This window comes from Sphingomonas sp. MA1305 (assembly GCF_016107325.1).
Classification (GTDB): Bacteria; Pseudomonadota; Alphaproteobacteria; order Sphingomonadales; family Sphingomonadaceae; genus Sphingomonas.
The window spans coordinates 23,768-48,808 of sequence record NZ_RCVT01000005.1 but is presented as its reverse complement, the minus strand read 5'-3'; the positions used below and the strand labels follow the sequence as shown (position 1 = coordinate 48,808).

The following is a 25,041-nucleotide window of genomic DNA, read 5'->3' as shown; positions in this document are numbered from 1 at the left end:
ATCGTCACACGCCAGGGTCAGTCCCGCTCCGGAGTGTGGCGTGCACCAATGGAATAGTGTCGTGCTGGGCGGCGGACTCGCATTGCTGCTGGGAGCATTGCTGCCCGGTCAGCAGTCCGCGATTGCACCCTTGTTGCCCGCACCGGCGCCCTTCGACGGGACGCTGTCCGTGCTCACCTACAACGTAAAGGGGCTGCCTTGGCCGGTCGCTCTGGGTCGCGCCAGCGCGATCGCCAAGATCGCCGGGCGGCTGCGCGCGCTGCGGCGCGCAAGCCGCGCGCCCCAGATCGTGGTGCTCCAGGAGGCGTTCACGGCCGAGGCGCAGGAGTTGGGGACGGCGGCGGGCTACCGCTACGTTGCAGCCGGGCCGGACGCGGGCGAAGCCGCAGACGGGACGCCAAGTCGTGCCGATCGGATGTTCGCGGCCGGAGCCCGATGGTGGCGCGGGGAGACCGAGGGCAGGCTCGTCGGCAGTGGCCTCAGGATCCTCTCTGACTATCCCGTCGTCGCGGTGCACCGGACGGCCTTTCCTGCCACGGCGTGCGCCGGCCTGGACTGCCTCGCCAACAAAGGCGTCGTTATGGCCACCATCGCCGTGCCTGGCTCGCCGGCTGCGGTCGACGTGTTCGACACGCACCTTAACAGTCGTCGGGCGTCCCGGGCCGATGATCAGCGTTCGACAGTCGCCTATAGACGGCAGGTGGCCGCGCTCACTAGGTTCGTGCGGGCCAACCACGATCCGCGCCATGCGCTAATTGTCGCCGGCGACTTCAACATGGGGTGGCCGACAGCCCGCCGAACGACCCCTCTGCCCGAGGCGCGTACCTGGTCGCATTTTCCCGTCGACGTCGCGCTGGACGCCGTTGTCCGAAACGGTCGAGCGCTCGATGGGGACGCGGCTTACTCCCATCGGCGCGCCAAGGACCTGCAGTTCTTCGCGGGCGGGGAGCGGTCCAAGTTAGAGGTGGTCGGCGTGGATGTTCCGTTTGGCCGGGATGGAGACGGCCAAAAGCTGTCTGATCATGTGGGCTATGTCGCCCGGTTCCGGCTGACTTACCGCGCGTCGGGTCCTACGCCCTCGCTGCCGGAAGACACCGTGATCCCGTGAGGTGCACTTTGGGACCTAATCCATCGCCGGCGTCCGGCCGCCAAGGGAGCGTAGCGCAAATCCGACCGGATCATATCCATTCCTTCGCGCCCCGGTTGCCGCCAGAACGCTTTGCTAGCACTGGCCGAAAGTGCGTTTCGCCGCGCTACCCAGGTGCACGCCCCGCTCTCCGGCTCCGGGGCCGCGAAGGGGGCGTGTCTTCGCGGAACGGCGCATATTGGTCAGGATTGAGGTTGCACCTCGGTCTTGGGCGTCGTCAGCATAGCGTGGCTCAGGGCTAAGACATCTCCCGCTGCGATCGAAAACCCAAGTTCGCGATTGCGGATGAGTTCAACGATATTCGCATCTCGGCTCATCGAAATTATTCTCAATCCCCTCCTACGCACTTCTTGCATGAGACTGAAATTCCGCTCGTCGCATTGCGACAAAAGGATTACTGTATCGTAACAACTTAGGTCTGCGGTATGCTGCCAGTCTGCTTCAGCAAAGGTCACCACGGCATCGATCCGCAATGCAGCGGACCATTTTTCAAGGCGTCGGCGATGACGACCGTAGCCGATGAGCGTCAGATGATCACCCCATCTACCCGCAAGGGCAAATGCGCGAATGGCAGTTGTAAATGCTTTGCGGTCTGAGGGTGTGCCGAGTGCCAGATAACGGATCTGGGCATTCTCAAAACGAGGAATTGGCCGAAGTGGCTGGAATGTTACTGCGGAGCGGCCTAGATCACTGCACGAGCAGTGCACGTTGCCGCACCCAGCGCGTTCGCCGGTGCAGGTTGTAGCTGCTCGTTGGGTAGCGATCGAGGAAGGTCGCGCTGTGAATCGCTCAAGGATGTGCTTCAAGCGAGGCCACGGACCGTTCCTGATCGTCGGCAGCCCCGTAGCTCCTGTCTTGCCCGTCAGCATAGATGGGAGACGACACGGGAAGGCAGTACCGCAGTGGGCTGACGACCGGACACAGTTTGTTGGTCAAGCTGGGTGAGGCGGCCAGCCTTAACAGCCGCCCGGACGGGCGCTCGGCCATATCGGAGAGTTCAGCGTGCTGATCTCCGAGAACTCGACTCTGCCTAGCTCAATTCCAAAGATCGAAAGAAGGGAGTGTTTCGGGAGAGGAGAAGTGGCTCGGCGAACGATGTCGCAGATCGGCGTCGGCATCCCCGACAATCGACCGGGCCTGTTGAAAATGCCGGACATGCCGGGTTGCTCCTTCGTTTCACCCCTGCCGAAAGGAGCGTCGCTATGATGGGACCAGCCTGTCGCGGTAAGCGGGAAGGGGCGTCCCGCCGCACCATAGAAGCCATGTTGCCCGCAGACCACCTGCTGCGTCGCGTCGATCGATGTCTCGACATCGGCGAGTTGAGACAGGCACTGGCCGGTCACTACAGCGCAAGGGGACGGCCATCGATCGATCCCGAACTCCTCATCCGCATGGCCTTGGTCGGCCGCATTTACGCGATCACGTCCGAACGGCGCCTGTGTGAGGAGCTGCGCTACAATCTGGCCTATCGCTGGTTCTGCCGTCTCGCGCCGGGAGACAAGGTTCCGCACCACTCGACGTTCAGCAAGAACCGGCACGGTCGTTTCCGCGATGCCGACGTGTTCCGGATCCTGTTCGAAAGCACGGTCCGACGCTGCATCAGTGAAGGACTGATTGGCGGAAAAGACGCCGCGATCGATGCATCGTTCATAGCGGCTGATGCGAGCTGGCAGCGCAAGACCGTTCCTGGCTACCTGCCGTATGTCGCCAACGCGTCGCGCGCGGTTAGGGAGTGGGTGCACGACACAGGAGATGCCGTCTTTGAAATGGCGCGCTCGAAAAGCTGCCAAGGCGTCTCTCGAACGGACCCTGCCGCGGCTTGGTCGGCGCGAACGGTGCGTGGCCGGTTCGGCTACGCCCTGAATGCGCTGGTCGACACCCCGAGTGGCGTCGCTCTCGATGTGAAGGCGACACCGGCTCGGTTCGCGGAGGAAGTTGATGCGGGGCGCGTCATGCTCGAGCGATCGGCCGATCGCTTTGATTATCGTCCCAAGCGGGTTGCGGCCGACAAAGCCTATGGCAGCGCCAACTTCCTCGGCTTCGTAAGGGATCACGGCGCAATCCCGCACATTCCGGTAATCGACCGTACGCAACAGACCAAGGGCAAGCTGCCGCGAACGGCCTTCAGCTATGATCGTGACATTGACAGCTTTACCTGTCCGACCGGAAAGCCGCTCCGACATCATGCCTTCCATCTGCCCACCGGCGTACACCGTTATGCAGCCGATGCGCGTGACTGCGAGGCGTGCGTGCTTCGGAAGAAATGCACGACGGCGCGGCGTCGTACCCTGGTTCGGCTGGACGATGAGGACGTCCGCGATCTTGCCAGAGCCGAAGTGGAAACCGGGCTCTACAAGCGGTCTATGCGGTTGCGGCGCGGGGTTGAACGGTTTTTCGCTGACGCCAAGGGTAAGCATGGCATGAGGCGGCTTCACCTGCGCGGTATCCGCGGAGCGGAAGAAGAGTTCCTGATCGGCGCGGCGGTGATGAATCTGATGGTCCTGGCGCGACCCCAGCGGCTGACGGGCAAGCCGCGCCGGGGAGTATGCGTCCCCGCAGCGCTGACGCCGGCTGCGATCTCGGCCCGGTCGATTGAACACGACGTGATCGCCTCGCCTGCTCGACGATATGCCTGATCGCTGAGGCGCGGCGTGATCTATCACGCGGCTTGCAGCCGTTCTTTGCGGTATGGCACACCGTCGAGCAGTGCCTGGCCCGGCGCCTTGGGCGTGCCGTCACCGTTCACGTACATATAGAGTGTCGTCGTGGTCATGCCGAGACGGCGCGCGACATCGGCTGCGATCGCGTTGCGATCGGACATGGCGGCCATCGCTATCGCCAGCGTTGCCTTGTCCATCTTGCGGGGTCGCCCTCCCATGCGCCCCCGCGCGCGTGCCGCGGCAAGGCCGGCCTGTGTGCGCTCGGCGATCAACTCGCGCTCGAACTCTGCAAAAGCGGCGAAGATGCCAAAGGCCAGGCGGCCGTTGGCGGTGGTGGTGTCAATCTGCGCGCCGGCGCCGGTCAGCACCTTCAACCCAATGCCGCGCTCACGCAGCGCCTCGGCGGTGATGACCAAATGCCTCAGGTCGCGTCCGAGGCGATCCAGTTTCCAGAGCACCAGTGTATTGCCGGGCTGCAATGCCTTGAGACAGGCAGTCAGGCCGGGACGTGCATCATGACGACCCGACGCGAGATCCTCATAAATGCGCGAGGCATCGACGCCTGCGGCGAGCAGCGCATCGCGCTGCGGTGCCAGCGTCTGCGATCCGTCAGCCTTGGACACCCTCACATATCCGATGAGCATCGCCACCCCGCCAGAAAAGATATCTGACACCCTGCAATGTGCTGGTGGTTTCCGCAACGGGTTTTCCGATCTTCGGAATGCGCTGAGGAGGCAAAATCCTCGACCGCCAGAAAACCGGTCGTTTTTCTGGCGGTTGGTGTGCGCTGTGAGTGCCCCGTCGCTTCACGGCCAAAGACAGTTACGGTGGAGGCTTCGGGAAACTTCGGCAACAAATTAGCGTGGTGCCGGATACGATCAGCTTTGCGAAAGGGGGGGGCTGACCATAGGCGTGGGTGGCGATGCGTTTGCTTACTCGTTTTCGGGACGTAGCGGTGCGGACTAGTGTCGCATCGCCGCGGGCAACGAAAAGCTTTTAAACCACCGCCCCGGTGAAAGCCCCAATAAGGGCCGTCATCCCCATCGCAAGGACACCCAGTAAAACCACCCGGATCATGGCGCGCCCGATCGGGGCGCCGCCCGCCTTCGCTCCAAGCGCACCCAGCACGCCAAGCAGCACCAATGCCGTTGCTGGTACCGCATAAAGCACAGCGCTACGCGGTGCTAATGCAGCGATCACGGGTAGGATCGCGCCGGCGGCAAATGCCAAGGCCGAGGATACCGCGGCCTGCATCGGCTGCGATGCGCCGTCGTCAGCAAGGCCAAGCTCATCACGGCGATGCGCTCCCAGAGCGTCATGTGCCATCATCTGTTCGGCCACCTGAATCGCTAGCGACGGCTCGACGCCACGCCCTTCATAGATTGCGGCCAGTTCCCGCGTTTCGGTCACGGGCGAACGTTCCAACTCGGCCGATTCCCGCGCAAGGTCAGCGTTCTCGGTATCCGCCTGCGAACTGACCGAAACATATTCGCCCGCCGCCATCGCCAGTGCACCCCCGACCAATGCTGCTACCCCCGCAACAAGGACTGTGCTCGCAGTCGAGCCTGGCGCGGCTGCGACACCGACGATCAGGCTTGAAACAGAAATGATTCCGTCGTTGGCACCGAGCACCGCTGCGCGAAGCCAGCCTGTACGGTGGACGAGATGATGTTCTCCTGGCGCGTGATCGATGGCGTCGGTCGTCATTGGCTATCCTAAAGTATGTCGAACTCGGTGAGCCGCCGAGTGGGCGGGAATTGGATTGTATTTGGCTCCGGACAGCAGTGCAGGGATGATGGAGCGATGTAGCTACGCCAGGTGCGTTGCGGCACGGGCCTGACGAACAGCTGACGAAAGCGATGGCTCCCGTAATTTCAAGTCTAGACCTCGAGTCGGACGCGAAACGAAGCACCCCCGCCTGTCGCGTTTTCGACGCTGACCGTTCCACCATGCGCTTCGGTCAACCGTTGCACGATGCCAAGGCCTAGGCCCGCTCCGGTAGAGCTGCGGCGATCCTTGCGCCAGAAGCGGTCAAACACGTGCGGAAGATCGACCTCTGCAATCCCCGGCCCGTAGTCACGGACCGTCAGCTGTGGACCGGGTCCCGCGCTTACGTCGATGGGCGTGACGCCGGGCGCGTGTGACAGCGCATTGTCGATCAGGTTGCGATAGATGCGGAAGATCGCTTCCGGGTGCCCGATCGCCGCGGTGTCGCCGAAGCTCTCGAAACGTAGATCACGCTGCGCCGCGAACACCTTTGGCGCCATCGCGGCCACGACGTCCCGGCCGATGTCGGCGATATCGATGGCAACGTGGCCATCGAGGGCCAGCGCGTCGGCTTGGGCGAGATCGAGCATCTGTTCGACGAGACGGGTCAGGTGCCGCGCATCGGCCTGCAGTTCGTCCCGTTGCTTGCCTGCGGGGAGCCGATCGAGCGATAGCTGCATGATCGACAACGGTGTGCGCAGCTCATGTGCGGCGTTGGCAGTGAACTCCCGCAGAGTCGCCATCGCTGCATCGAGCCGACCGAGCGCCCGATTGACGGCACTGACGAGCGTGTTGACCTCTCGCGGCTCACTCGGCTCCGAAAGGCGAAGCAGGGTGTTGTCGGGTTCCAGCGCGTCCACTTCGCGCTCGGCATGGCGGAGCGGTTGGAGCACCCGGCGGACGGCGAAGACGTTGAACAGCAACAGCAACAGCGACAACGGGATCAGCGGCAGCATCACGTGCTGAATGATCTCGTTCACGATCACCGGCACATAGGGGCGGATGCCGTCGCCCTCGAACTGCATCGCCAGCCATCGCCGCTCCTCGCCGCGATCGATCGCGCGAACGCCCGATATCCGATAGCCGCGAGGAGTCTGTTCGCGCCGCGTCCAGTCGACCAGGGTTGACGCGCCGTCGATCCCGGTTTCCCCTACCCGCCGGAGTTCGGGTGATCCCGGTTCGACATAGCGCGCGGACCAGGATTCGGCCCCCGGCGGTCCGGTTAGCAGGTCGGGCGACAGCACGCCGCCTGCCTGAGCCTTCGTCGCTTCAAGCGTCAGCAATTCCTGCGCGAGCGATTCGGGCTGGCGACTGTAGGTGAACACGACGATCCCGACGTCGAGTGCTGCGAACAGCAGCGTGAACGCCGCCAGACGCGCCGCAATCTGTCGGAACAGCGTAGGGGGCCGTCGCCTTGGCCGAATCGCATCCATCCTATTCACCAGATACGCTTGGCGCGAACAGCGCATAGCCGACGCCGTGCACGGTGCGGACCTGCACGTCCGCCCCGGCGGCGGTCAGGCGCTTGCGCAGCCGCGATACTGCCGCTTCCAACGCGTTGGGCGTTACCTCGGCGTCCATCGCATATAGCGTATTCTCAAGCGCCGGCTTGGCGACGACGTGTCCGGCGCGGCGGAGCAGAACTTCGAGCAGGTTGATTTCACGCGGCGTCGCGTCGATCGCGACGCCGCCCACGTCGGCCGACCGTGAGGCACAATCGAGCACGACGTTGCCCGCGGCGAGCTGGGTGCCGAGCGACGCCCCGGGTCGTCGCAGCAGGGCACGACACCGCGCCGCGAGCTCGGGAATCTGGAACGGCTTCACCAGATAGTCGTCAGCGCCCGCGTCGAGTCCGGTGACGCGATCGTCGAGGCCACCTCGCGCGGTCAGGACAAGGATCGGCGTCGCATTCTTGTCCCGGCGGGAACGGCGGACGATGTCCAAGCCGTCTCCATCGGGTAAGCCAAGGTCGACCAGTAGCAGGTCATATGTCGCCACCTTCATCGCCAGCTCGGCGTCCTCGACGGTCTCGACCCAATCGACCGCGAAACCCTGCGGGATCAGGCCGTCCCGAACCAGGCTGCCGAGCCGGGCGTTGTCTTCAATCAGCAGCAGGCGCATGGTCGATGTCGGTCCCCGTTGGTGCACGTTTGTAGCCAGTGACCATCGCCAGCGGCAGGTTTTCCCGGTGCCGCACGCTCTCGACGATCGCACCGATGACATGCAGGGCTACCGCGCCGATCAGAACATTGGCGGCGGTTTCGTGCAACGTCTCGACCCAGCCCACACCCCAGAATTGGTCGAGCCCCATCATCCATCCGCTGGTCCCCACCGTCGCCAGCAGGACAATGAGGACGACGATCATTGCGCCTCCGGCCGGGTTGTGCCCGATGTAGCGCGGCTCGCGCCGGGCAGCCAGCGCGCGAAAATAGCGCAGCAACACGAACGGGCCTGGCACGAAGCTGGCGAATTGCGCGTGACGCCGGCCGATAACACCCCAGATCAGCCGGATCGCCAGCGCCGTGACGACAACGTAGCCGACATAGATATGCGGCGGCTCCTCATGCCGAAGGAACGTCAGGTTGGCGATCACACCTCCTACCACGGTCCAGTGAAAGATGCGGACGATCGGGTCCCAGACCTTGACCCTGCCGCGGTTGCGAGCAGGGTTTCGGGAAGGAGCCGCTGGAGCGACGTGGCTCATCGTCAGTCGACGTTGTTCTGAACGACCGCGCCGTTCACCGGGTTGAAATAGACTTCGGCGCGCTTGCCGTCCTTGGTGTGAGCGTAGATTTCGTAGCAGCTGCCGGACACCTGAAAGACCTTGACGTCGCGATAGCCCATTTTGGCGATGCGGCCTTTCATTTGTGCCGGCGTCATCCATTTGGCCTGAGGCGCCTTGGTGCAGACGGGCGACGCCATCGCCATCGGCGCAGCTGCGACGGCGGCGAGAAAGGCTGCGACCTTCAAGGGGGCAAATCGGATCATCGAACGAGCTCCTGTCAGAGGCGGGATAGCCTCGATGACCGGGAGATCGCAGCACCGCCTGACCGAAACCTGACGGCACAGCGAGTTTTTCCGACGGCTCGAGAATGCGGTTGCCGCGGACCTGTCAGGTCGTCGTCAGGACCGGGGTCGATAGCGGGGCAGCCGCACTTCCGGCGGCAATGGAGTATCGACCATGATGAAGTCCCTGATCGTCGCTGCCGCCGGTGCCGCGACCATTTTCGCCGTCAGCGTGACCGCCGCGCCGTCGGCGCCGACCCGCCCGCTAGCCGCCAGCACGCGGGCGAACCTCGAAGCCGCGATGCACGGGGAGGCTTATGCCAACCTGAAGTATCTGCGGTACGCCGACCAGGCGCAGGCGGCGGGAAAGCCCGAACTCGCCAAGCTCTTCCGCGCATCGGCCAACGTCGAGGCCAACGAGCACTTCGATCGCGAAGCGCAGGCGCTGCGGCTCGGCAGCAGCAACAATGTGAACCTCGAAGATGCCATGAAGGGCGAGCACTACGAGAATGTCACGATGTACGTGAATTTCGCCAAGGAGGCGGAAGCGGCCGGCGACAAGAAGGTGGCGCAGATGTTCCGCCAGATCGCGGTCGACGAAGGCACGCATTACGCGGCTTACAAGGCTGCCCTGGCAAAGCTCCCCCGTCGCTAAGCCAGCTGCAGGCGCCGGCCCGGCCATCCCCCCGGCGGGCCGGCGCATCAAATCGGGATCGTTCGATAGGTTTTTAACACACGCCAGCCGAATGGGGCCTGAAAGAGCGCTCAGTGCCCTAATCGCGCAACATCAATTCGAACGCGAGATTTTCAACAGCCACGACCGTTTGCGGGACAGGCCCGTAAGGCGGCAATAGGCCCCGGCCGTCACCAATTTGAGCGTTGCCGCGCGCACGATTGAACGGTCGCCGAAAGCACGAACTTTGCCAGCACCGGTCGACGTCGTTTCAGGGAGGGCATGGGCCGGCCTCGTCTCATATTCGTGCTTTTGGCGACCGATCGACCCTGCCGACTTAGATGCGACATCACCAATGTGAAGAAGGCACGCCGTATAGCTCGGCTTGAGCGCCCGAACTCGCCTGCTGCTTACCAAGGCACGCGCACCAGATAAGCCAAGGGCCGCCCTAGTAGGACGGCCCTGGCTGCTAGTTCCCACGCGGGAAACGGACACACTTGCGGGGCCGCAAAAGAAGGCAATGCGCGTCGCCGCCGCTAAAGCCTCCGCGACTGCTGTAGCCCGATCGGGTGGTTTCTCCAACGCTCGATTGCCTTAATAGGTCAACATCCATAGGGGAGGGGGGTATATGGCTCACCTGACCTCTGACAGTGACGCGCTGCTCAAGCGCGTGCGCCGCATCGCCGGCCAAGTCGGCGCGGTCGAACGCGCGCTCGTCGCCGGCGACGACTGCGCGACGACGTTGCACCTAGTCGCGGCCGTCCGGGGTGCAGTGAACGGCCTCATGGACGAAATCGTGGAAGCGCATGTGCGCGAGCATGTGGCGCGGCCCGATCTGCCCGACGCCGAACGGGCGGCCGGGGCCGAACAGCTCATCGCGGCGATACGCCGCTACTCGAAATAGGCTTCTCTCGAATGGCTACCGTTTCCGACCTCGATCGGCTGACGCACGATCATGTTTTTCTCGGCTCCTCGCATGATGAAAACGCGAAGCGGACCCTGTGGGTGGTCGCGCTCACGGCCGCGATGATGGTCGGCGAGATTCTCGCCGGATACCTCACCGGCTCGATGGCGCTGCTCGCGGACGGGTTCCACATGGCGACGCACGCGGGCGCGCTCTCGGTCGCCGCTGCGGCCTATGCCTATGCCAAGCGGCACGCGCGCAACCCGGCTTTCAGCTTCGGCACGGGCAAGGTCGGCGACTTGGCCGGGTTCGCCTCGGCGCTGGTGCTGGCGCTGATCGCGCTCGGGATCGGGGTGGAATCCGCCCTGCGGCTGGTCGAGCCGGTCACGGTCGCGTTCGGCGAGGCGACGATCATCGCCGTGGTCGGGCTCGGCGTGAACATCGCCAGCGCACTTCTGCTCTCTGGCGGTCATCATCATGGGCATGGGCACGATCACCACGGCCACGATCATCACCACGGCCACGGCCATGCCGGGCATAGCACCGACAACAATCTCCGCTCTGCCTATGTCCACGTCCTCGCCGACGCGCTCACCTCGGTTCTGGCGATCTCGGCGCTGCTGGCGGGACGCTATCTCGGCTGGGTGTGGCTCGATCCTGTCATGGGCATCGTCGGCGCGGTCGTGATCGCCCGCTGGTCCTGGTCGCTGATGCGCGACACGGCCGCGATCCTGCTCGATCGCACGGACTCGCATGTAGCGGACGAAGTGCGCGAGCTGGTCGAGGCGGAAGGCGATGCTCGGATCACGGACCTGCATGTATGGCGGGTCGGCCCGGAAGCGCACGCCGCAATTGTCAGCGTCACCGGGGGTCTGGATGGCGACGCAGTGCGCCAGCGCCTCCGCCCGGTCCACGAACTCGCCCATTTGACGGTGGAGTGCCGCTAGATCCTCCGACAATCCTCTGTGGATCGCTCTTGGGCCGGCGAAGCAACAGGTAAGCCGCGGGCAGCACGAACATCGAAAGAAGCGGGGCCGTCAGCATCCCGCCGATCATGGGTGCTGCGATGCGACTCATCACCTCGGACCCGGCACCGTGGCCGATTAGGATGGGGAGGAGCCCGGCGACGATCACGGCGACGGTCATCGCCTTGGGCCGGACGCGCAACAGCGCCCCCTCTCGGATCGCGTCCTCGATCTGGTCCTCGGACGGAGCAGGACCGCGGTCGGCGAGCGCGTGCTTCAGGTAGATCAGCATGACAACGCCGAACTCGGCCGACACGCCGGCAAGGGCGATAAACCCGACGCCCGTCGCGACCGACTGCGCATAGCCGAGCAGCCACAACGTCCAGATTCCGCCGGTCAGCGCAAAGGGCAGGGTGCCCATGATAAGTGCCGCCTCGTCGAACCGGCCAAATGTCAGGTAGAGCAGCAGGAAGATGATCGCGAGCGTGGCGGGGACGACAATCGCCAGCCGTGCTTCGGCACGTTGCAGATACTCGAACTGCCCGGAATAGGCGATCGACACGCCGGGGCTGAACCGCACGCCCTTCGCCACCGCCCGGCGTAGATCGGCGACGGTCGATGCAAGGTCGCGCCCGTGAACATCGACATAAACCCAGGTCGAAGGCCGGCCGTTCTCCGTTTTCAGCATGGGCGGCCCTTCGGCGACCGACACCGACGCGACAGTGCCGAGCGTGATCTGCTGGCCCGATGCGGTCACAATCGGGAGGGTGCGCAGCTCCTCCAAGCTGTCCCGCAGCTCGCGCGGATAACGGACGCTGATCGGATAGCGGGCAAGCCCTTCGACGGTCTCGCCGATCGTCTCGCCGCCGATCGCGCCCGAGACGATTTCCTGCACGTCGGCGATATTGAGGCCGTAGCGGGCAGCAGCCGCCCGATCGATGTTTACGTCGACATAGCGTCCGCCGGTCAGCCGCTCGGCAAGGGCGGAGCTGACGCCCGGGACGGTTCTGGCAACGCGCTCCAAGCCTGCGGCAATGCGGTCCAGCTCGGCGAGGTCGGCACCCGACACCTTCACGCCAATCGGGCTCTTGATGCCGGTCGCGAGCATGTCGATCCGGTTGCGGATCGGCGACACCCAGACATTGGTAAGCCCGGGCACGCGCACCGTCCGGTCCAGCTCCTCCACCAACTTCGCCGGCGTCATGCCTGGCCGCCACTGGTCGCGCGGCTTGAACTGGATCGTCGTCTCGAACATTTCGAGAGGAGCGGGATCGGTTGCGGTCTCGGCGCGGCCGGCCTTACCGAACACGGTCGCCACCTCGGGCACGGTCTTGATGAGCCGATCGGTTCTTTGCAGCAACTCCGACGCGCTGGCGGCCGAAAGGCCGGGCAGCGCCGATGGCATATAGAGCAGGTCGCCCTCGTCCATCGACGGGATGAACTCGCCGCCAAGGCGGGTCAGCGGCCATGCCGTCGTCGCGAGCACCAGGGCGGCGATTGCAATCGTCGTCCATGGCCGCGCCATCACTCGGCCGAGCGCGGGTTGGTAGGCGCGGGTCAGCGCCCGATTGATAAGGTTGTCCTGCTCGGCCGGGATGCGGCCCCGGATCAGCCATCCCATCAACACCGGGACGAGCGTCACGGACAGGATCGCTGCTGCGGCCATTGCGTAGCTCTTGGTGAACGCAAGCGGGGCGAACAGCCGCCCCTCCTGGGCCTCCAAGGTGAACACCGGCACGAACGACAGCGTGATGATTATCAAACTGAAGAACAGCGCCGGCCCCACCTCGGCAGCGGCGTCGGTGATGACATGCCAGCGCGCCTCGCCTGCCAGCGCCCCGCCCGGATGCTCATGCTCCCAATGCTCGATCCGCTTGTGCGCGTTCTCGATCATCACGATCGCGGCGTCCACCATCGCGCCGATCGCGATGGCGATGCCGCCCAAGGACATGATGTTGGCGTTCACGCCCTGCACGCGCATGACCAGCAGGGCAGCCAGTACGCCCAAGGGAAGGGTCACGATCGCGACCAGCGCCGATCGGACGTGCCAGAGGAACAGCCCGCAAACGAGCGCGACGACGATGAACTCCTCGATCAGCTTGGCCGTAAGGTTCTCCACCGCGCGGTCGATCAACTGCGAGCGATCGTAGGTCGTGACGATTTCGACGCCGGGCGGAAGGCTCCCCTTCAATTCCGCCAGCTTGACCTTGACCGCCTCGATCGTCTCGCGCGCGTTCTTGCCCTGGCGCAAGATAACGACGCCCCCGGCAACCTCGCCGTCACCGTTCAGCTCGGCGATGCCGCGGCGCATCTCCGGGCCGATCTGAACGGTGGCAACATCGCCCAACGTCACCGGCACGCCCGCCCCGGCGACCCTGAGCGGGATCGCGCGGAAGTCATCGACGGTGCGGAGATAGCCCGACGCGCGGACCATATATTCCGCCCCGCCCATTTCGAGCACCGATCCGCCCGCCTCCTGGTTGGCGCGGCGGATGGCATCGACGGCTTGGGCGTGCGTGATCCCGAAGGCGGCAAGCCGGGTCGGGTCGAGCAGCACCTGATATTCCTTCACCATGCCGCCGATGCTCGCCACCTCGGCGACGCCGGGGAGCGTCTTCAACTCGTAGCGCAGGAACCAATCCTGCAAGGATCGGAGCTGAGCAAGGTCGCGCCGGCCGGTGCGGTCCACCAGCGCATATTCATAGACCCAGCCGACGCCCGTCGCGTCGGGTCCAAGCGCGGCCTGCGCCCCTTGGGGAAGCCGGCCCTGCACCTGACTGAGATATTCGAGCACGCGTGAGCGCGCCCAATAAAGGTCGGTCCCGTCCTCGAAGAGCACATAAACATAGCTGTCGCCGAAGAAGGAGTAGCCGCGCACGGTCTTCGCACCCGGCACGGACAGCATCGTCGTCGTGAGCGGGTAAGTAACCTGGTTCTCGACGATCTGCGGTGCCTGGCCCGGCCAGCTCGTCCGGATGATGACCTGCGTGTCGGACAAGTCGGGGAGCGCATCGACAGGCGTTGCCCGCATGGCAAAAACGCCGGCGACGGCGAGCGCGATCGCCGCCAGGACAACAAGAAAGCGGTTCGAGACGGACCAGCGGATAACGGCGGCGATCATCGGCCGCCCTCCCGTGCGATGCGGCGAAGCGTCGGCCCCTCGGGCGGCTGATCGAGACCGAACCGCACCCGCTCGCCCTTGCGGTAGCCGCGGACGAGCTTCGGATCGACTACGCGGAATGTCATCGTCATCGCCGGCCAACCGATCGCCGGGACCGGCTGATGGGACAGGGTGACGGAGCTGGGGTCGATCGCCTCGATGCGGCCGATCGTCTCATGGACCTGGCCGGCGGCACTCGTCTGCGGCTTTGCCGATGCGGGCGACTGCTCTCCGATCGGCCGCGCGTCCAGCCCCGCAAGGCTAGCTTCGGAATCGATCAGGAATTGGCCCGACGCCACGATCCTCTCACCCTCGGCGAGCCCGGCGAGGATCTCGGTCTTGCCGCCACTTTCGGCTCCGGTGCGAACCTCTGCGGGTCGAAAGCGTCCGCCATTGCCGGCGAGCATGACGAGCGTGCGCCGTCCGGTGCGGATCACTGCTTCGCTCGGAACGAACAGCGCATTTCGGCTGCTCTGGTCGAGCTGCACGCTCGCGAACATGCCGGGCCGCAACCGCCCGCCTGGGTTGGGCAGCTCGATCCGGACGGTGAGGGTGCGGCACGTTGCCTCGGCCTGGGGCAGGATCGCCGCTATACGGCCCCTGACGCCCTCGCCCGGGAACGCGGTCAGGCTGGCGGTTACGGGCGCGCCGATGCGGAGCTGGCCGGCGACGGCCTCGGGCACGGCGGCATTGAGCCACACCGTCTCCAGCCCGTTCACCTCGGCAAGCGTCTGGCCTTGTGCAAGTGTCATGCCCTGGCGCACGCTCAATGTCTTGATGACACCGCCGACGGGGGTGGTGATCGTCGTCACCCCCTGCGATCGGCCGCTTCGCTCGACGCTGGCGATCGTTCCTTGCGGCATTCCGAGCAAGGCGAGGCGCTGACGCGCAGCACGGGTCAGCGCCGCGTCGCGGGTGCGGCGCACGGCAAGATACTCCGCCTGGGCGCCGGCCCATTCGGGGACAAGGACGTCGGCCAGCGGTGCGCTGGCACGCACTACGTCGCCAGGAGCGCGGGCATAGACCCGCTGCACGAACCCGGCGCTGCGCGCCTGAACGACGGCGACGTTACGTTCATTGAACTCGATGCTGCCCGTCGCCGATACCGCGTTGGACAGCGTTCCGCGCTGAACGGTGACGATCCGGGCGCCGAGCCGCTGGATGCTCGCCGGGTCGATCTGCACGCCCGGTTCGCTCGCTGCGCCGCCCTGGTCGGCGTAGCGCGGAATGAGCTTCATTCCCATCGATGATAGGCCCGGCCCGTCATGGTGCTCGGCCGGGATCATCGGATCATACCAGTAAAGGATCTTGCGCTGCTCAGACGGGGCCTGCCGGGCTTCCGGCGCGGGACTCGTCGCCAGCCGCGCCACGCCGAAGCCGATGCCGCCCGCAACCACGGTCAGCGCACCCGCCGCGGCCAACAGGCGCGCCCGGGTCATGGTCGTGCCGCTCATCGGTCATCGCTCCCAAAGGTGATGGTGAGGCGCACGGCGTCGGTGGCGACTTGCGCCTCCCGATCGAGCGCGGTCAGCTCGGCGTCGGCGAGGCTGGTCTTCGCCTCGATCACGTCCGTGAGGCTGGCCCGGCCTGCCGCATAGCTCGCGGTCTCGAGCTCGGCCCGCTCCCGTGCGAGGGAGAGGAGAATCTGGCGTGCCCGCTGCCATTGGCTGTGGTGCATCTGGTGGTCGGCAAGCGCTGCCTCCAGCTCGGCCCCCAAGGTGCGTCGCGCGTCCTCGCGCTCGGCGCCGGCCTGCTCCGCGGCTGATTGTCGGGCTGCTATGCGGGAGTTCTGGCGCGAACGGGTGAACAGCGGCAAGGTCATCGACACGCCGGCGGACACCATATCGCCGTATCGGGGGTCGCGGCGCTGATAGGCCACCTCGAACGCCCAATCCGGGCGCTTCTCGGCGCGCGCCGCGTCCACGTCCGCCTGAGCACGGCGAACGCCGGCTTCGGCCGAGATCATGTCCGGATGCTGCTCAAGCGCCGCGCGGAGCCGATCCGGCGCCAAGTCAAGCGTCGGCACGTCGCCGGCGACTTCAGGGGCCGGAACGCCGGTCCAGCGCGCCAGCATCGCACGGGCACGGGTGACAGCCGCAACCAGCTCGTCGCGACGATCCTCCAGCGCGGCAATAGCCTGGTCGACTACCAAGGTCTGGGCGGGACGCGCCGTGCCGGATGCGACTGCGGTTCGTGCCGCAGTTGGCAGCGCCCGAAGCGAACGGACGATGGTGTCGAGCGCGGTGAGCCGCCGCTCGGCATAGGCAAGGTCGATCCACGCCTGTCCCGCCCCCAAGCGTATCTGCCGGAGCCTCGCCGCCTGCGAGGCTCCGGCGGTCGCGACGGCTGCGCGCGCCTGAGCCTGGGCGGCGTGGCGCTTCGCCAGATTGGGCACGTCCTGCTGGATGCCGACACGTCCCATCGTCATGTTGTCCTGCGACAAGGAGAAAGCGGGCGGCCCGGAAACCGGATAGTTGTCGACGCCGATCGACAGGCGCGGGTCGGGGAGGCTCCCTGCGGCACGGGCGTCCGCTTCGGCCGCGGAAATGCCTGCACGCACCGCAGCGACACCGGGAGCATTGGCGGCCGCTTCGCGTAGCGCCTGTTCGTAGGTAAGCGGCGACGCGTGGGCGGCGCTCGCGATCAGCGCCGCCAGCGGCAGTATAGCGGATGCGCGCATCCTTGTATCCTTTCATGTCGTGACGATCGGGCGGGCTCCGGGTGTCCGACCCGGAGCCCGGCCGCTGTTCAGGCCCGCCGGCTCAACCCGGTCGGCCGCCCTTCATCGACATGCAGGCGTCGGAGCTGCGCTCCATCATCGGACACGCGCAAGCGGTCGCCTGTGGGACGTCCGATACCCACACACGGCGCGCTGGCTGAAGCGGCGCGCGCGGCCCCGCCTGGGTGGCGGCACGCCATTCCCAATGGCCTGCCTGAGTGCCATTATCGGGGGTCGTCGCGGATGCGGCGGATGCGCCTAGGCTGGCGGCAAGGGTCGCCATGATGATCGTGTTCATGTATGCTTTTTCCGTTCTGATCGGGATGCGGGATCGGGCTTGCCGCAACCTGCGAGGGTTGCGCGCGAGCCCGGTTCGGCGCGATCAGGCGGTAGGAGGTTCGGGCTCGGGCTCGACCTCAAGGCCGGCAAGGGTCGGCGAAATAGGCCAGCTCGCTCGCAGCCGTGGCGGGGCCATGCGCTGGGTCGCTGGCGCCGCCTCCTCGAAGGTCATCGGAATGACGCAACCCATCTGCGCGATGCACGCGAGCGTCAGTCCCTTGCAGGGGTGCTCGGGCGCTGAGTCGCGGGTCGCCATGCCGGCGCAATCCATGCCGGACGGCATGGCGTGGCTCATCTCCATTTTGGGCGCGAGCGTCGGGCCGGCTGCATACGCCATCCCCTGGCCGAACAGGCCAAGCAACGCTCCCACCAAGAGCAACAGAGAAAGGCGAGCTTTCAGCACGCCATCACTGTCAAAGGCGCGGAGGAGGAAGTCAATGCAAGTGCTCCGACCGTGCCGCTATCGGTGGCTTTATCCCCGAATAGAGCGAGATTGAGCCCGTAGGGGTCGGGATCACCTGGCGCTCGGCGATTTGCTCGAATCCCGCTCGACCGAGCAACTTGGGAAGCACGCCGTCCGCGTTCGGCTGCGTGTTGTCATAGCCGTCGAGGCGCTGAATCTGCCGAAACAGGAGGCGCATGAAGCGGCTTCGCTGCTCGCCATAATCGGCCACGAACAGAGCGCCGCCCGGCCGTAGCACCTGGCGCATGGCGGCGATGATCGCGCGCTTCATGGGGAGCGGGCATTGGTGAAACACCAAGCTCGACACGATCTTGCCAACTGGCGCGCGGTCGAGCTTCGCCAGCTCGTCCCCCATCGCCTCCGCCCATTCGATTGCAACGCCCGCGCGCTCCGCCTTCGCGCGCGCGATCGTCAACACGGCTGGGTCAGGGTCCACGCCGATCACGCGCGCGCCGTGACAATCGCGCTTCATCAAAATGGCGAAGCTGCCGGTGCCGCACCCCACGTCGAGGATGGTGTCGCCGGGGGCGGGTGCGACCAAGCGGAGTAGGGCGGCCCGCCAACGGCGCTCACGGGTCAGCAAGGCGACTGCGCGGTCATAGAGGCCGGTCAGCTCGGGCCTACCAAGCGCCGGCACGAACTCGCGCTGCGGGAGGGCCGGGGAGTGCTTTTCGCCCACGACTCCGCTCCCGCTGCCTAACTGCCGTGCCGGGTGTATAGGCGCTGGCCGCCTGGGCCGAACGCGATCACGCTGTAAGGCTGCGGCTTGACCCCTGCGACCTCCATGCCGGGGGAGCCCATCGGCATCCCGGCGACCGCCAGACCGCGCACGCCCTTGGGATGCTGCGCGAGCACGCGTTTCATGTCGGCGATCGGAACGTGGCCCTCGAACGCCATGCCGTCGATAATGGCGGTATGGCATGACGCGAGCTGGGCCGGCACGCCCACGCGGCGCTGGAAGGCTGCCCGGTTGGCGTCGTCGATGATCTGCACCTTGCGGCCGAACTGCTGGCGAACCTGGGCGGCCCATTTTTCGCAACACCCGCAACCGGGATCGCGGTGCATGGCGATGTCGGCTGCGGCCGATGCCACGGCCGGGATCGTCACGCACAAGGCGGCGACAGCGCCACGAAAGCCAGGTTTCATAGGTCAGCTCCAGAAAGGTAAGCCCCGCCCTGCCGGGGCGGATAAGGGGGACGACAGGGCGGGGGCAGCGCTCCTTACTGCGGGCGCTTGCCGTGCTTGCGAAGCCACGCCTGTAGCTCGGCAATATCCTTTTCCTGCTTCGTGATGGTCATCTGCGCCATGCGCTTCGTCTCGGCGTCGCTCGCTTCCCGAACCGCGACGCGCGACATGGCGATGGCGCCGCGATGGTGCTCGATCATCTTGCGGGTCCACATCTCAGCCGCGTCGCCCTGTTTTGCGGCCATCATCTTCTGATGCATGTCCATCTCGGCCTGGCCGTAAGGATTGCCGGCCATCATCCTGGACATGTCGTCGTGGTTCATGCCCTGCATGGAGCCGTGATCCATGCCCTGCATACCGCCGCCCTGCTGCGCGAGCGCGGGCGTGGCGATAAGTGCCAAAGCTGCTAACGTCGGTGCGAAGCGCATTGTCGATCTCCTTGGAGTCCTAAGGGTTCTACGCGTGCGGGGCGTCGACCCCTCAGGCGAGTCGTTAGAACGCGCGAGATAGTGGCGAGAAACGGCACTTTATTTCTGAGGGATGTGCTTCCGCACCGCGTATCTTACACCCTGCTACTCCGCTTTCGCCGCGTGCCCCCTCCTGTTATCCAGCGCCATCCGCTCGTGGCCGCCCTGCTGGCGGCCAAAGCTTGGGGGTGCAAAGGCGCTACGGTCCCCCCTTAGCGGATTGGTTGAAGCGTGTTGATGCCAGCGCTCTCATCCGTCTCGGGCGGAGGCGGGGCAACGCCCTTATCGCGATAGGAGGGCAAGTCGGGCGCACCGTCTGGCATTGGGTGAGCTTCAAGCTGCGCGATCAGACGCTTCATTTCGGTGATCTCGCGGACCTGAGCATCAATGATGCCATCGGCCAGCTTGCGAACCTCGGGATTTTTGATGTGGGCGCGCTCGCTGGTGAGGATCGCGATCGAGTGGTGCGGGATCATCGCCTTCATGTAGGACACGTCGCTCACCGTCTCCTGGCTGCGGACAAGCCAGAGCGCGAGGGCGAACACGACGACGCTGCCGCCTAGAATAGCCGCGTTCACGGTCTTGTTCTTGTACATCGACCACATGAAGCCGAGCATGATGACAGCCATCGCCGCACCCATGACGAACGCCATCCAAAAGCGCGTCTGGCTGAACTCGATATGCCCTAGCGCATAGACGTTCACGTACATCAGCCCGAACATGACCGCGGTCGATGTCGCGATCATTGCGGCGAAACGGCCGTAACCCATTCCCATGTTCATCTTGCCTTTGTGATCTTCCATCATGCGCTCTCCTGCTGAAATGTGCCTCGCTCCGCGGCACTGCGACGCCGCCGTTTGGGCCAGCGTATGTAGAGAAGAACCGCACCGCCCAGCCAAAGAGCGAGCCCACCGATCGCGAAGGCGAGCAGCCAGGGCGTGTTGAAGTTCTCGTGGTTCTGCCAATCCATGATGTGGAGGCCCCAGAAGAAGTCGTAGAGCCGCCACGTCCCCGTTCTCACCGCCGCGATCCGGCCGGTGTCTGCCGCCACGAACACGCGGGTGGAATCGGGGTCGGCGAACGTCACGCGCCAAGCGGGAAGCGTGCCGCGATACTCGGGGCTGGGGCGCTCGATCCGCTCCACTGTGGCCGCTGGTCGCCCGCTGCCGCGCCAAGCTTCACGCGCGACGGCCTCCGCTGTGGCCGCGGTCGGCGTGGGTAGCGCCGCGCCCGTTCTGGCGTCGAACAGGCGCGTGCCTTTGGCCGTCGTCACTTCCGCGACCGGGCGGCCAAGCCACATGCGGTAGGTCACGGCCTCGATCGGAGCGGCCGTTGTAGCGACAATCGCCGACGCCGGTGCGAGCGGGACGCCACTCGGCAGGGCCGCGGTTGCTTTCCGATTTATCAGGTGGTCGCCATGCACGCGGTCGATGGGCAAGAAGCTCATCAAGGCGCCGCTGGTAAACCATAGGAGGAGCTGCGCGCCGATAATGATCGCAAGCCACTTGTGCGTGCGGCTCGCGAGAAGGTGCAATCGCAGTTTTGCGCTTTTCAGAACCGGCCCTCCATCATTCCCGCCCACGGGCATCACTTCATGCCCGGCATGTCCTTCATCATCTCGTCGTGATCGGCCGGCGCGCTCGCGACCAGCGCCTTATACTGCTCCGGCGTCATGCCCGGGAGCTTGCGCACGAACGCGACCATGTCCCAAATCAGGGGGTCGGGATGCGTTTTGCCCCATGCGGGCATTGCGCTGAGCTTCACGCCGTGCTTGATGATCCAGAATTGCTGTGCGGGCGTGAGGTCCTGGGCGCGTGCGAGTTCCGGCGCCTGCGGGTAGAGGCCCTGACTCATCTCGGATTTCTCGACGCCAGGGCCGAGATGGCACCCTGAGCACATTTCGCCGTAGAGTCCGGCCCCGACCGAGACGCGCTGCGCCGACGCAAGATCGGCGGGAGGCGTGATGCCGCGCGCGTGCGCCTCGATCGACCGATCGCGCAGGCGTTCGAGCATCGAATAGACCGCTAGCGTGTGCGGCTCGTCGGCCGCGATGTTATAAACGCCAAGATAGATGAACGCGGCTGCGCCCACGGCGACGACCGCCGCCAGCAAGGCTACGAAGGGCAAGCTCGGCAGGTGCCGTTTCAGCGTTCCCGATCTGGCTCTTTCCATTGCGTCCTCCCTCAGAAAGCCGGCTTGTTGGATGCGTGGGCGGCGCGGCGAGGCTGCGGTAGGCGGCTCAGAACCACATGCGGACGCCGGCGACGATGCTGCGGGACGTGGCCTTGTCACCATCTGCCCGAGCGAAGCGCGCGGTGTCGCCGAACCGGCGATCCCATGACACACCGATGTAGGGGGCGAACTCGCGCCTCACCTCGTAGCGCAACCGTAGCCCCAGCTCGGCATTGGACAGGCCCGACCCGATCCGGTTTTCCGGCACGTCCTGGGCTGCGAAATTGAGTTCGGCGCGCGGTTGCAGGACCAGCCGCTGGGTGATGCGTTGATCGTAATAGCCCTCCAGTCGCCCAAGCACGTCGCCCTTGTTCGACAGAAAGAGCGCGCCCTCCAACTCGAAGAAGCCTGGCGCCAGCCCCTCGAACCCGACCGTCGCATAGGTGCGCTTCGGGGACGGTCCTAAGTCCTGACGGACGCCTGCCTGGAGGTTGAAATAGGGGCCGATCGGCCGGCTATAGAGCGCCTGCACCTCGGCGCTCTCGACGCCCTTGCGGAACGCTCCCTCGCCCTCGCTCTTGACGAACAGGCGATTGATGTCCCCCCCGAACCATGCCTCGCCATCCCACCGATAGCCGTCGCGGCCGTTGCGGAATTGATACTCGGCAAGGTTCAACAGCACCTGATTGAAGTTCTGGCCGCCGTGATGCTGCTGAAGGTGGTGGCGGCCCATCGCCATCGCGTCTGCGCCATAGACGTTATCGGCCGCATGGTCGGTCGGAAGGGGCGGGGCGGGGGCGTTCCCTGCGGCAAGCGCGGTGCCGGTCTGCTGCACGCCCTCCATCGCCATGCCGGTCATTCCCTGCATGTCGTGGCCGCTGCCCTGGCCGGCCGGCATGTTCATGCCCGGCATCGCTGAATGATCCATGCCCTGCATCGGCTGCTGAGCGCCCTGCGCGGGCGTTTGGCTGCCTCCGGGCATCTGCATCCCCGGCATGGACTGCATGTCGTGCTGGCCGCCCTGCGGGGCGGCCTGGTCCATCCCGGGCATGGTCGAATGATCCATGCCCGGCATGGTCCCGTGATCCATACCCTTCATACCGGCCATCGGGGCGGCGTTCCGCTTGGCCGGAGCCGCTTTCCGCTTCGCGGCCGCTGGCCGGGCCTTCGTCGGTTTACCCTTCGTCGCGGGCTTTGCTGCCGACTTCTTCTTGGCCGGCATCGGCATCGTCATGCCCGGCATGTTCATGCCCTGCATCGACTGAGCGGCGACGGGAGCGGCCATGCCGAGCATGGTCGTGGCGGCAAGCGCCGGGATCAGCCGGTTCATGCCGCCGCTCCTTCAAGCGGTCGAACCGTCACGACACGCATCATGCCCGCGGTCATGTGGTAGAGGTTATGGCAGTGGAACGCCCAATCGCCCGGCGCATCGGCGGTCAAGTCGAAGGTCATCTTGCCTCCGGGCGGCACGTTGACCGTGTGCTTGCGCGGCGCATGGTCGCCGTGGCCCGTCACCAGCTCGAAGAAGTGGCCGTGGAGGTGGATTGGGTGCGGCATCATCGTGTCGTTCACCAACGTGATCCGCGCCCGCTCTCCGTTGCGAAACGGGATCGGGTCGGCCGGGTCGCTGAGCTTCTGCCCGTCGAAGCCCCACATGTAGCGTTCCATGTTGCCCGTCAGGTGGATCTCGAACTGACGTGACGGCGCGCGCACGTCGGGATTGGGCTGGAGCGCAACGAGGTCGCGGTAGGTGAGGACGCGATGGTCGACGTCCTCCAGCCCTTGGGGCGGGTCGCCGCTGCGATCCGTGGGGGAGGGGGAGATAGTCTGAACGCCGGGCCCCATCTTCACCTGCGGCGCATTTTTCGGGTCGCGCATGTTCATGCTCATGCCGCTACCTGAGCCGTGGTCCATCCCGGCCATGCCGCCAGCCTGGCCGGACCCGCTTTGCATCGCGCCATGGTCCATCCCGGCCATGCTGCCGCCGCTCATCTGGCCGTGATCCATGCCGGCCATGCCGGCACCGCCCGCCGCCATCTGGCTGTGATCCATCCCCGGCATGGCAGCGCCGCCCATCTGGCTATGGTCCATGCCGGACATCCCCGCCATTGCAGCGCCCACCGCCACGGTTCCGTGGTCGGTCGGCCCCTTCCAGCCGGTCAGCTTCCACAAGTTGCGCGAGGCGTTCTGCATGACAGTCGGATCGAGCCCGCGCTTTGCGACCGGACCCTTATCCTTCATGCCGGACATGCCCTCCATGCCGGACATGCCCTGCATCCCGCCCATGCTGCTCATGTCCATTCCCATGTCGGTCATGGTCAGCAGCGTGCGCGGGCGGAGCGGCGGCACCGGCGCGATCATGCCTTCACGCGGTGCGAGCGTCGCACGCCCCATGCCCGAACGGTCGATCGCTTCGGAAACGAAGCTATAGGCCCGGTCCTCGGGCGTCACGATGACGTCGAAGGTCTCGGCGACGCCGATCTGGAACTCGTCCACCTTGACCGGGCGCACATTCTGCCCGTCCGCCTGCACGACGGTCATCGGCAGGTCGGGGATGCGGACGTTGAAATTGGTCTGGGCTGCGGCGTTGATGATCCGCAAGCGGACCCGCTCGCCCGCTTTGAACAGCCCCGTCCAGTTGTCATACGGCCCGTAGCCGTTCACCAAGAAGGTGTAGGTCGATCCGGTGACGTCGGCGATGTCGGCGGGGTCCATCCGCATCTTGCCCCACTTGATGCGATCTTTCAGGGGCATTTCGCGGCCCGCGAGCAAGCCCGCTAGGGTCGGCCGCTGATAATTGAAATAGGCGCCGCCCATCTGCTTCAATTTGCGGAAAATCTGCTCGCCGGTCATCTGGCTATGATCGGACAGCACGATCACATGCTCTCGGTCGAACGCGATCGGGTCGGCGCCTGCCGGATCGATCACGATCGGCCCGTAGAGCCCTTCCTGCTCCTGCTCGCCCGAATGGCTGTGATACCAATAGGTGCCCGACTGCACGATCAGGAACTCGTAAACGAAGGTCGATCGCGCCTTGATGCCGGGGAAGCTGATCCCGGGCACGCCGTCCATGGGGAAGGGCACGAGCAACCCGTGCCAGTGGATCGAGCTGTCCTCGTCGAGGTTGTTGGTGACGGACAGGCGGACCTTCTGCCCCTCCTTCAAGCGAATGAGCGGAGCCGGAACCGTGCCGTTGACGCCGATCGCCGGCGTTGATTTGCCATCGACGGGAAGCCGGAAGCTGTCGATCGTCAACGCGATGTCGGTTCCCGAAACAGTCGGGAGCGGCTTGACGATGCCGCCCGAGACGGGCTGCGCCCATGCGGGCATGTAAGCTGACAGCGCCAGCCCGCCGCCCGCCAGGGCGGCCCCGCGTAGCATCTGGCGGCGGTCGATAGTGCGGCTCATACAGTC

General features: G+C 65.6%; 23 protein-coding genes and 1 pseudogene. 5 read left to right on the top strand and 19 right to left on the bottom strand.

Going from position 1 to position 25,041, the window contains the following annotated elements:
* Positions 1-40 precede the first annotated feature (40 nt).
* A complete protein-coding gene (locus D9601_RS16825; protein ID WP_198355249.1) occupies positions 41-1,108 on the top strand; it encodes an endonuclease/exonuclease/phosphatase family protein in 1,068 nt (355 codons plus the stop codon).
* Between the two features lie 221 nt (positions 1,109-1,329).
* Here the strand turns inward: D9601_RS16825 and D9601_RS16820 are convergent, their stop codons facing one another.
* Complete coding sequence (locus tag D9601_RS16820) at positions 1,330-2,016, bottom strand: hypothetical protein (RefSeq protein WP_198355248.1); 687 nt, start codon at positions 2,014-2,016, stop codon at positions 1,330-1,332.
* A 333-nt stretch (positions 2,017-2,349) separates the two neighbouring features.
* Between D9601_RS16820 and D9601_RS16815 the strand changes: the two genes are divergently transcribed.
* On the top strand, positions 2,350-3,783 hold the full coding sequence (locus D9601_RS16815; RefSeq protein WP_226341918.1) for a transposase: 1,434 nt from the start codon (positions 2,350-2,352) through the stop codon (positions 3,781-3,783).
* A 23-nt stretch (positions 3,784-3,806) separates the two neighbouring features.
* On the opposite strand, the gene D9601_RS16810 is transcribed toward D9601_RS16815, so the two are convergent.
* The 6 genes from D9601_RS16810 to D9601_RS16785 form a co-directional block, all read right to left on the bottom strand.
* Positions 3,807-4,451 (bottom strand): recombinase family protein, encoded by a 645-nt coding sequence (locus D9601_RS16810; RefSeq protein ID WP_038069700.1) that lies wholly within the window; start codon positions 4,449-4,451, stop codon positions 3,807-3,809.
* Between the two features lie 352 nt (positions 4,452-4,803).
* Positions 4,804-5,514, bottom strand: a complete 711-nt coding sequence (locus tag D9601_RS16805) for a VIT1/CCC1 transporter family protein (protein WP_038069674.1) — start codon at positions 5,512-5,514, stop codon at positions 4,804-4,806.
* A 173-nt stretch (positions 5,515-5,687) separates the two neighbouring features.
* Positions 5,688-7,007: a sensor histidine kinase gene (locus D9601_RS16800; RefSeq protein WP_232474339.1), complete on the bottom strand. Its 1,320-nt coding sequence runs from the start codon at positions 7,005-7,007 to the stop codon at positions 5,688-5,690.
* Between the two features lies 1 nt (position 7,008).
* Complete coding sequence (locus D9601_RS16795) at positions 7,009-7,695, bottom strand: response regulator (protein ID WP_066707257.1); 687 nt, start codon at positions 7,693-7,695, stop codon at positions 7,009-7,011.
* Positions 7,676-8,278 carry a cytochrome b/b6 domain-containing protein gene (locus D9601_RS16790; RefSeq protein ID WP_038069678.1) on the bottom strand — a complete coding sequence of 201 codons (603 nt, stop codon included), beginning with the start codon at positions 8,276-8,278 and terminating at the stop codon, positions 7,676-7,678. The genes D9601_RS16795 and D9601_RS16790 overlap by 20 nt, the downstream gene beginning before the upstream one ends.
* A gap of 2 nt (positions 8,279-8,280) precedes the next feature.
* On the bottom strand, positions 8,281-8,562 hold the full coding sequence (locus D9601_RS16785) for a PepSY domain-containing protein (protein WP_038069681.1): 282 nt from the start codon (positions 8,560-8,562) through the stop codon (positions 8,281-8,283).
* Between the two features lie 193 nt (positions 8,563-8,755).
* Here D9601_RS16785 and D9601_RS16780 point away from each other — a divergent pair, with 193 nt between their 5' ends.
* From D9601_RS16780 to dmeF, 3 genes are all read left to right on the top strand, one after another.
* Positions 8,756-9,235: an acyl-ACP desaturase gene (locus D9601_RS16780; protein WP_051693705.1), complete on the top strand. Its 480-nt coding sequence runs from the start codon at positions 8,756-8,758 to the stop codon at positions 9,233-9,235.
* A gap of 646 nt (positions 9,236-9,881) precedes the next feature.
* Positions 9,882-10,157 (top strand): metal/formaldehyde-sensitive transcriptional repressor, encoded by a 276-nt coding sequence (locus tag D9601_RS16775; RefSeq protein WP_198355247.1) that lies wholly within the window; start codon positions 9,882-9,884, stop codon positions 10,155-10,157.
* Between the two features lie 11 nt (positions 10,158-10,168).
* Positions 10,169-11,104, top strand: a complete 936-nt coding sequence (gene dmeF / locus D9601_RS16770; RefSeq protein WP_198355246.1) for a CDF family Co(II)/Ni(II) efflux transporter DmeF — start codon at positions 10,169-10,171, stop codon at positions 11,102-11,104.
* Positions 11,105-11,123: 19 nt separating this feature from the next.
* Here the strand turns inward: dmeF and D9601_RS16765 are convergent.
* The 12 genes and pseudogenes from D9601_RS16765 to D9601_RS16710 all read right to left on the bottom strand — a co-directional run.
* Positions 11,124-14,243, bottom strand: a pseudogene (locus tag D9601_RS16765) (efflux RND transporter permease subunit); the annotation flags it as partial.
* Positions 14,240-15,736 carry an efflux RND transporter periplasmic adaptor subunit gene (locus D9601_RS16760; protein WP_198355245.1) on the bottom strand — a complete coding sequence of 499 codons (1,497 nt, stop codon included), beginning with the start codon at positions 15,734-15,736 and terminating at the stop codon, positions 14,240-14,242. The pseudogene D9601_RS16765 and the gene D9601_RS16760, both read right to left, overlap by 4 nt.
* Complete coding sequence (locus D9601_RS16755; protein ID WP_198355244.1) at positions 15,733-16,962, bottom strand: TolC family protein; 1,230 nt, start codon at positions 16,960-16,962, stop codon at positions 15,733-15,735. The genes D9601_RS16760 and D9601_RS16755 overlap by 4 nt, the downstream gene beginning before the upstream one ends.
* Positions 16,963-17,383: 421 nt before the next feature.
* Entirely contained in the window at positions 17,384-17,743 is a 360-nt protein-coding gene (locus D9601_RS16750; RefSeq protein WP_198355243.1) for a hypothetical protein, read from the bottom strand.
* 31 nt (positions 17,744-17,774) lie between these two features.
* The gene (locus tag D9601_RS16745) at positions 17,775-18,482 is read right to left on the bottom strand and encodes a class I SAM-dependent methyltransferase (protein WP_288044450.1); all 708 of its coding nucleotides are present in this window, start codon (positions 18,480-18,482) and stop codon (positions 17,775-17,777) included.
* Positions 18,483-18,499: 17 nt separating this feature from the next.
* On the bottom strand, positions 18,500-18,949 hold the full coding sequence (locus D9601_RS16740) for a DUF411 domain-containing protein (protein ID WP_198355242.1): 450 nt from the start codon (positions 18,947-18,949) through the stop codon (positions 18,500-18,502).
* A 74-nt stretch (positions 18,950-19,023) separates the two neighbouring features.
* On the bottom strand, positions 19,024-19,416 hold the full coding sequence (locus D9601_RS16735; RefSeq protein WP_066782008.1) for a DUF305 domain-containing protein: 393 nt from the start codon (positions 19,414-19,416) through the stop codon (positions 19,024-19,026).
* A gap of 251 nt (positions 19,417-19,667) precedes the next feature.
* The gene (locus D9601_RS16730) at positions 19,668-20,261 is read right to left on the bottom strand and encodes a DUF305 domain-containing protein (RefSeq protein ID WP_443024768.1); all 594 of its coding nucleotides are present in this window, start codon (positions 20,259-20,261) and stop codon (positions 19,668-19,670) included.
* Positions 20,258-21,043: a PepSY domain-containing protein gene (locus tag D9601_RS16725; protein ID WP_198355391.1), complete on the bottom strand. Its 786-nt coding sequence runs from the start codon at positions 21,041-21,043 to the stop codon at positions 20,258-20,260. The genes D9601_RS16730 and D9601_RS16725 overlap by 4 nt, the downstream gene beginning before the upstream one ends.
* Positions 21,043-21,567, bottom strand: a complete 525-nt coding sequence (locus D9601_RS16720; RefSeq protein WP_443024767.1) for a c-type cytochrome — start codon at positions 21,565-21,567, stop codon at positions 21,043-21,045. Before D9601_RS16720 ends, D9601_RS16725 begins: the two co-directional genes overlap by 1 nt.
* A gap of 127 nt (positions 21,568-21,694) precedes the next feature.
* A complete protein-coding gene (locus D9601_RS16715) occupies positions 21,695-22,957 on the bottom strand; it encodes a copper resistance protein B (RefSeq protein ID WP_198355240.1) in 1,263 nt (420 codons plus the stop codon).
* Positions 22,954-25,035, bottom strand: a complete 2,082-nt coding sequence (locus D9601_RS16710) for a copper resistance system multicopper oxidase (protein ID WP_198355239.1) — start codon at positions 25,033-25,035, stop codon at positions 22,954-22,956. The genes D9601_RS16715 and D9601_RS16710 overlap by 4 nt, the downstream gene beginning before the upstream one ends.
* Positions 25,036-25,041: the final 6 nt, after the last annotated feature.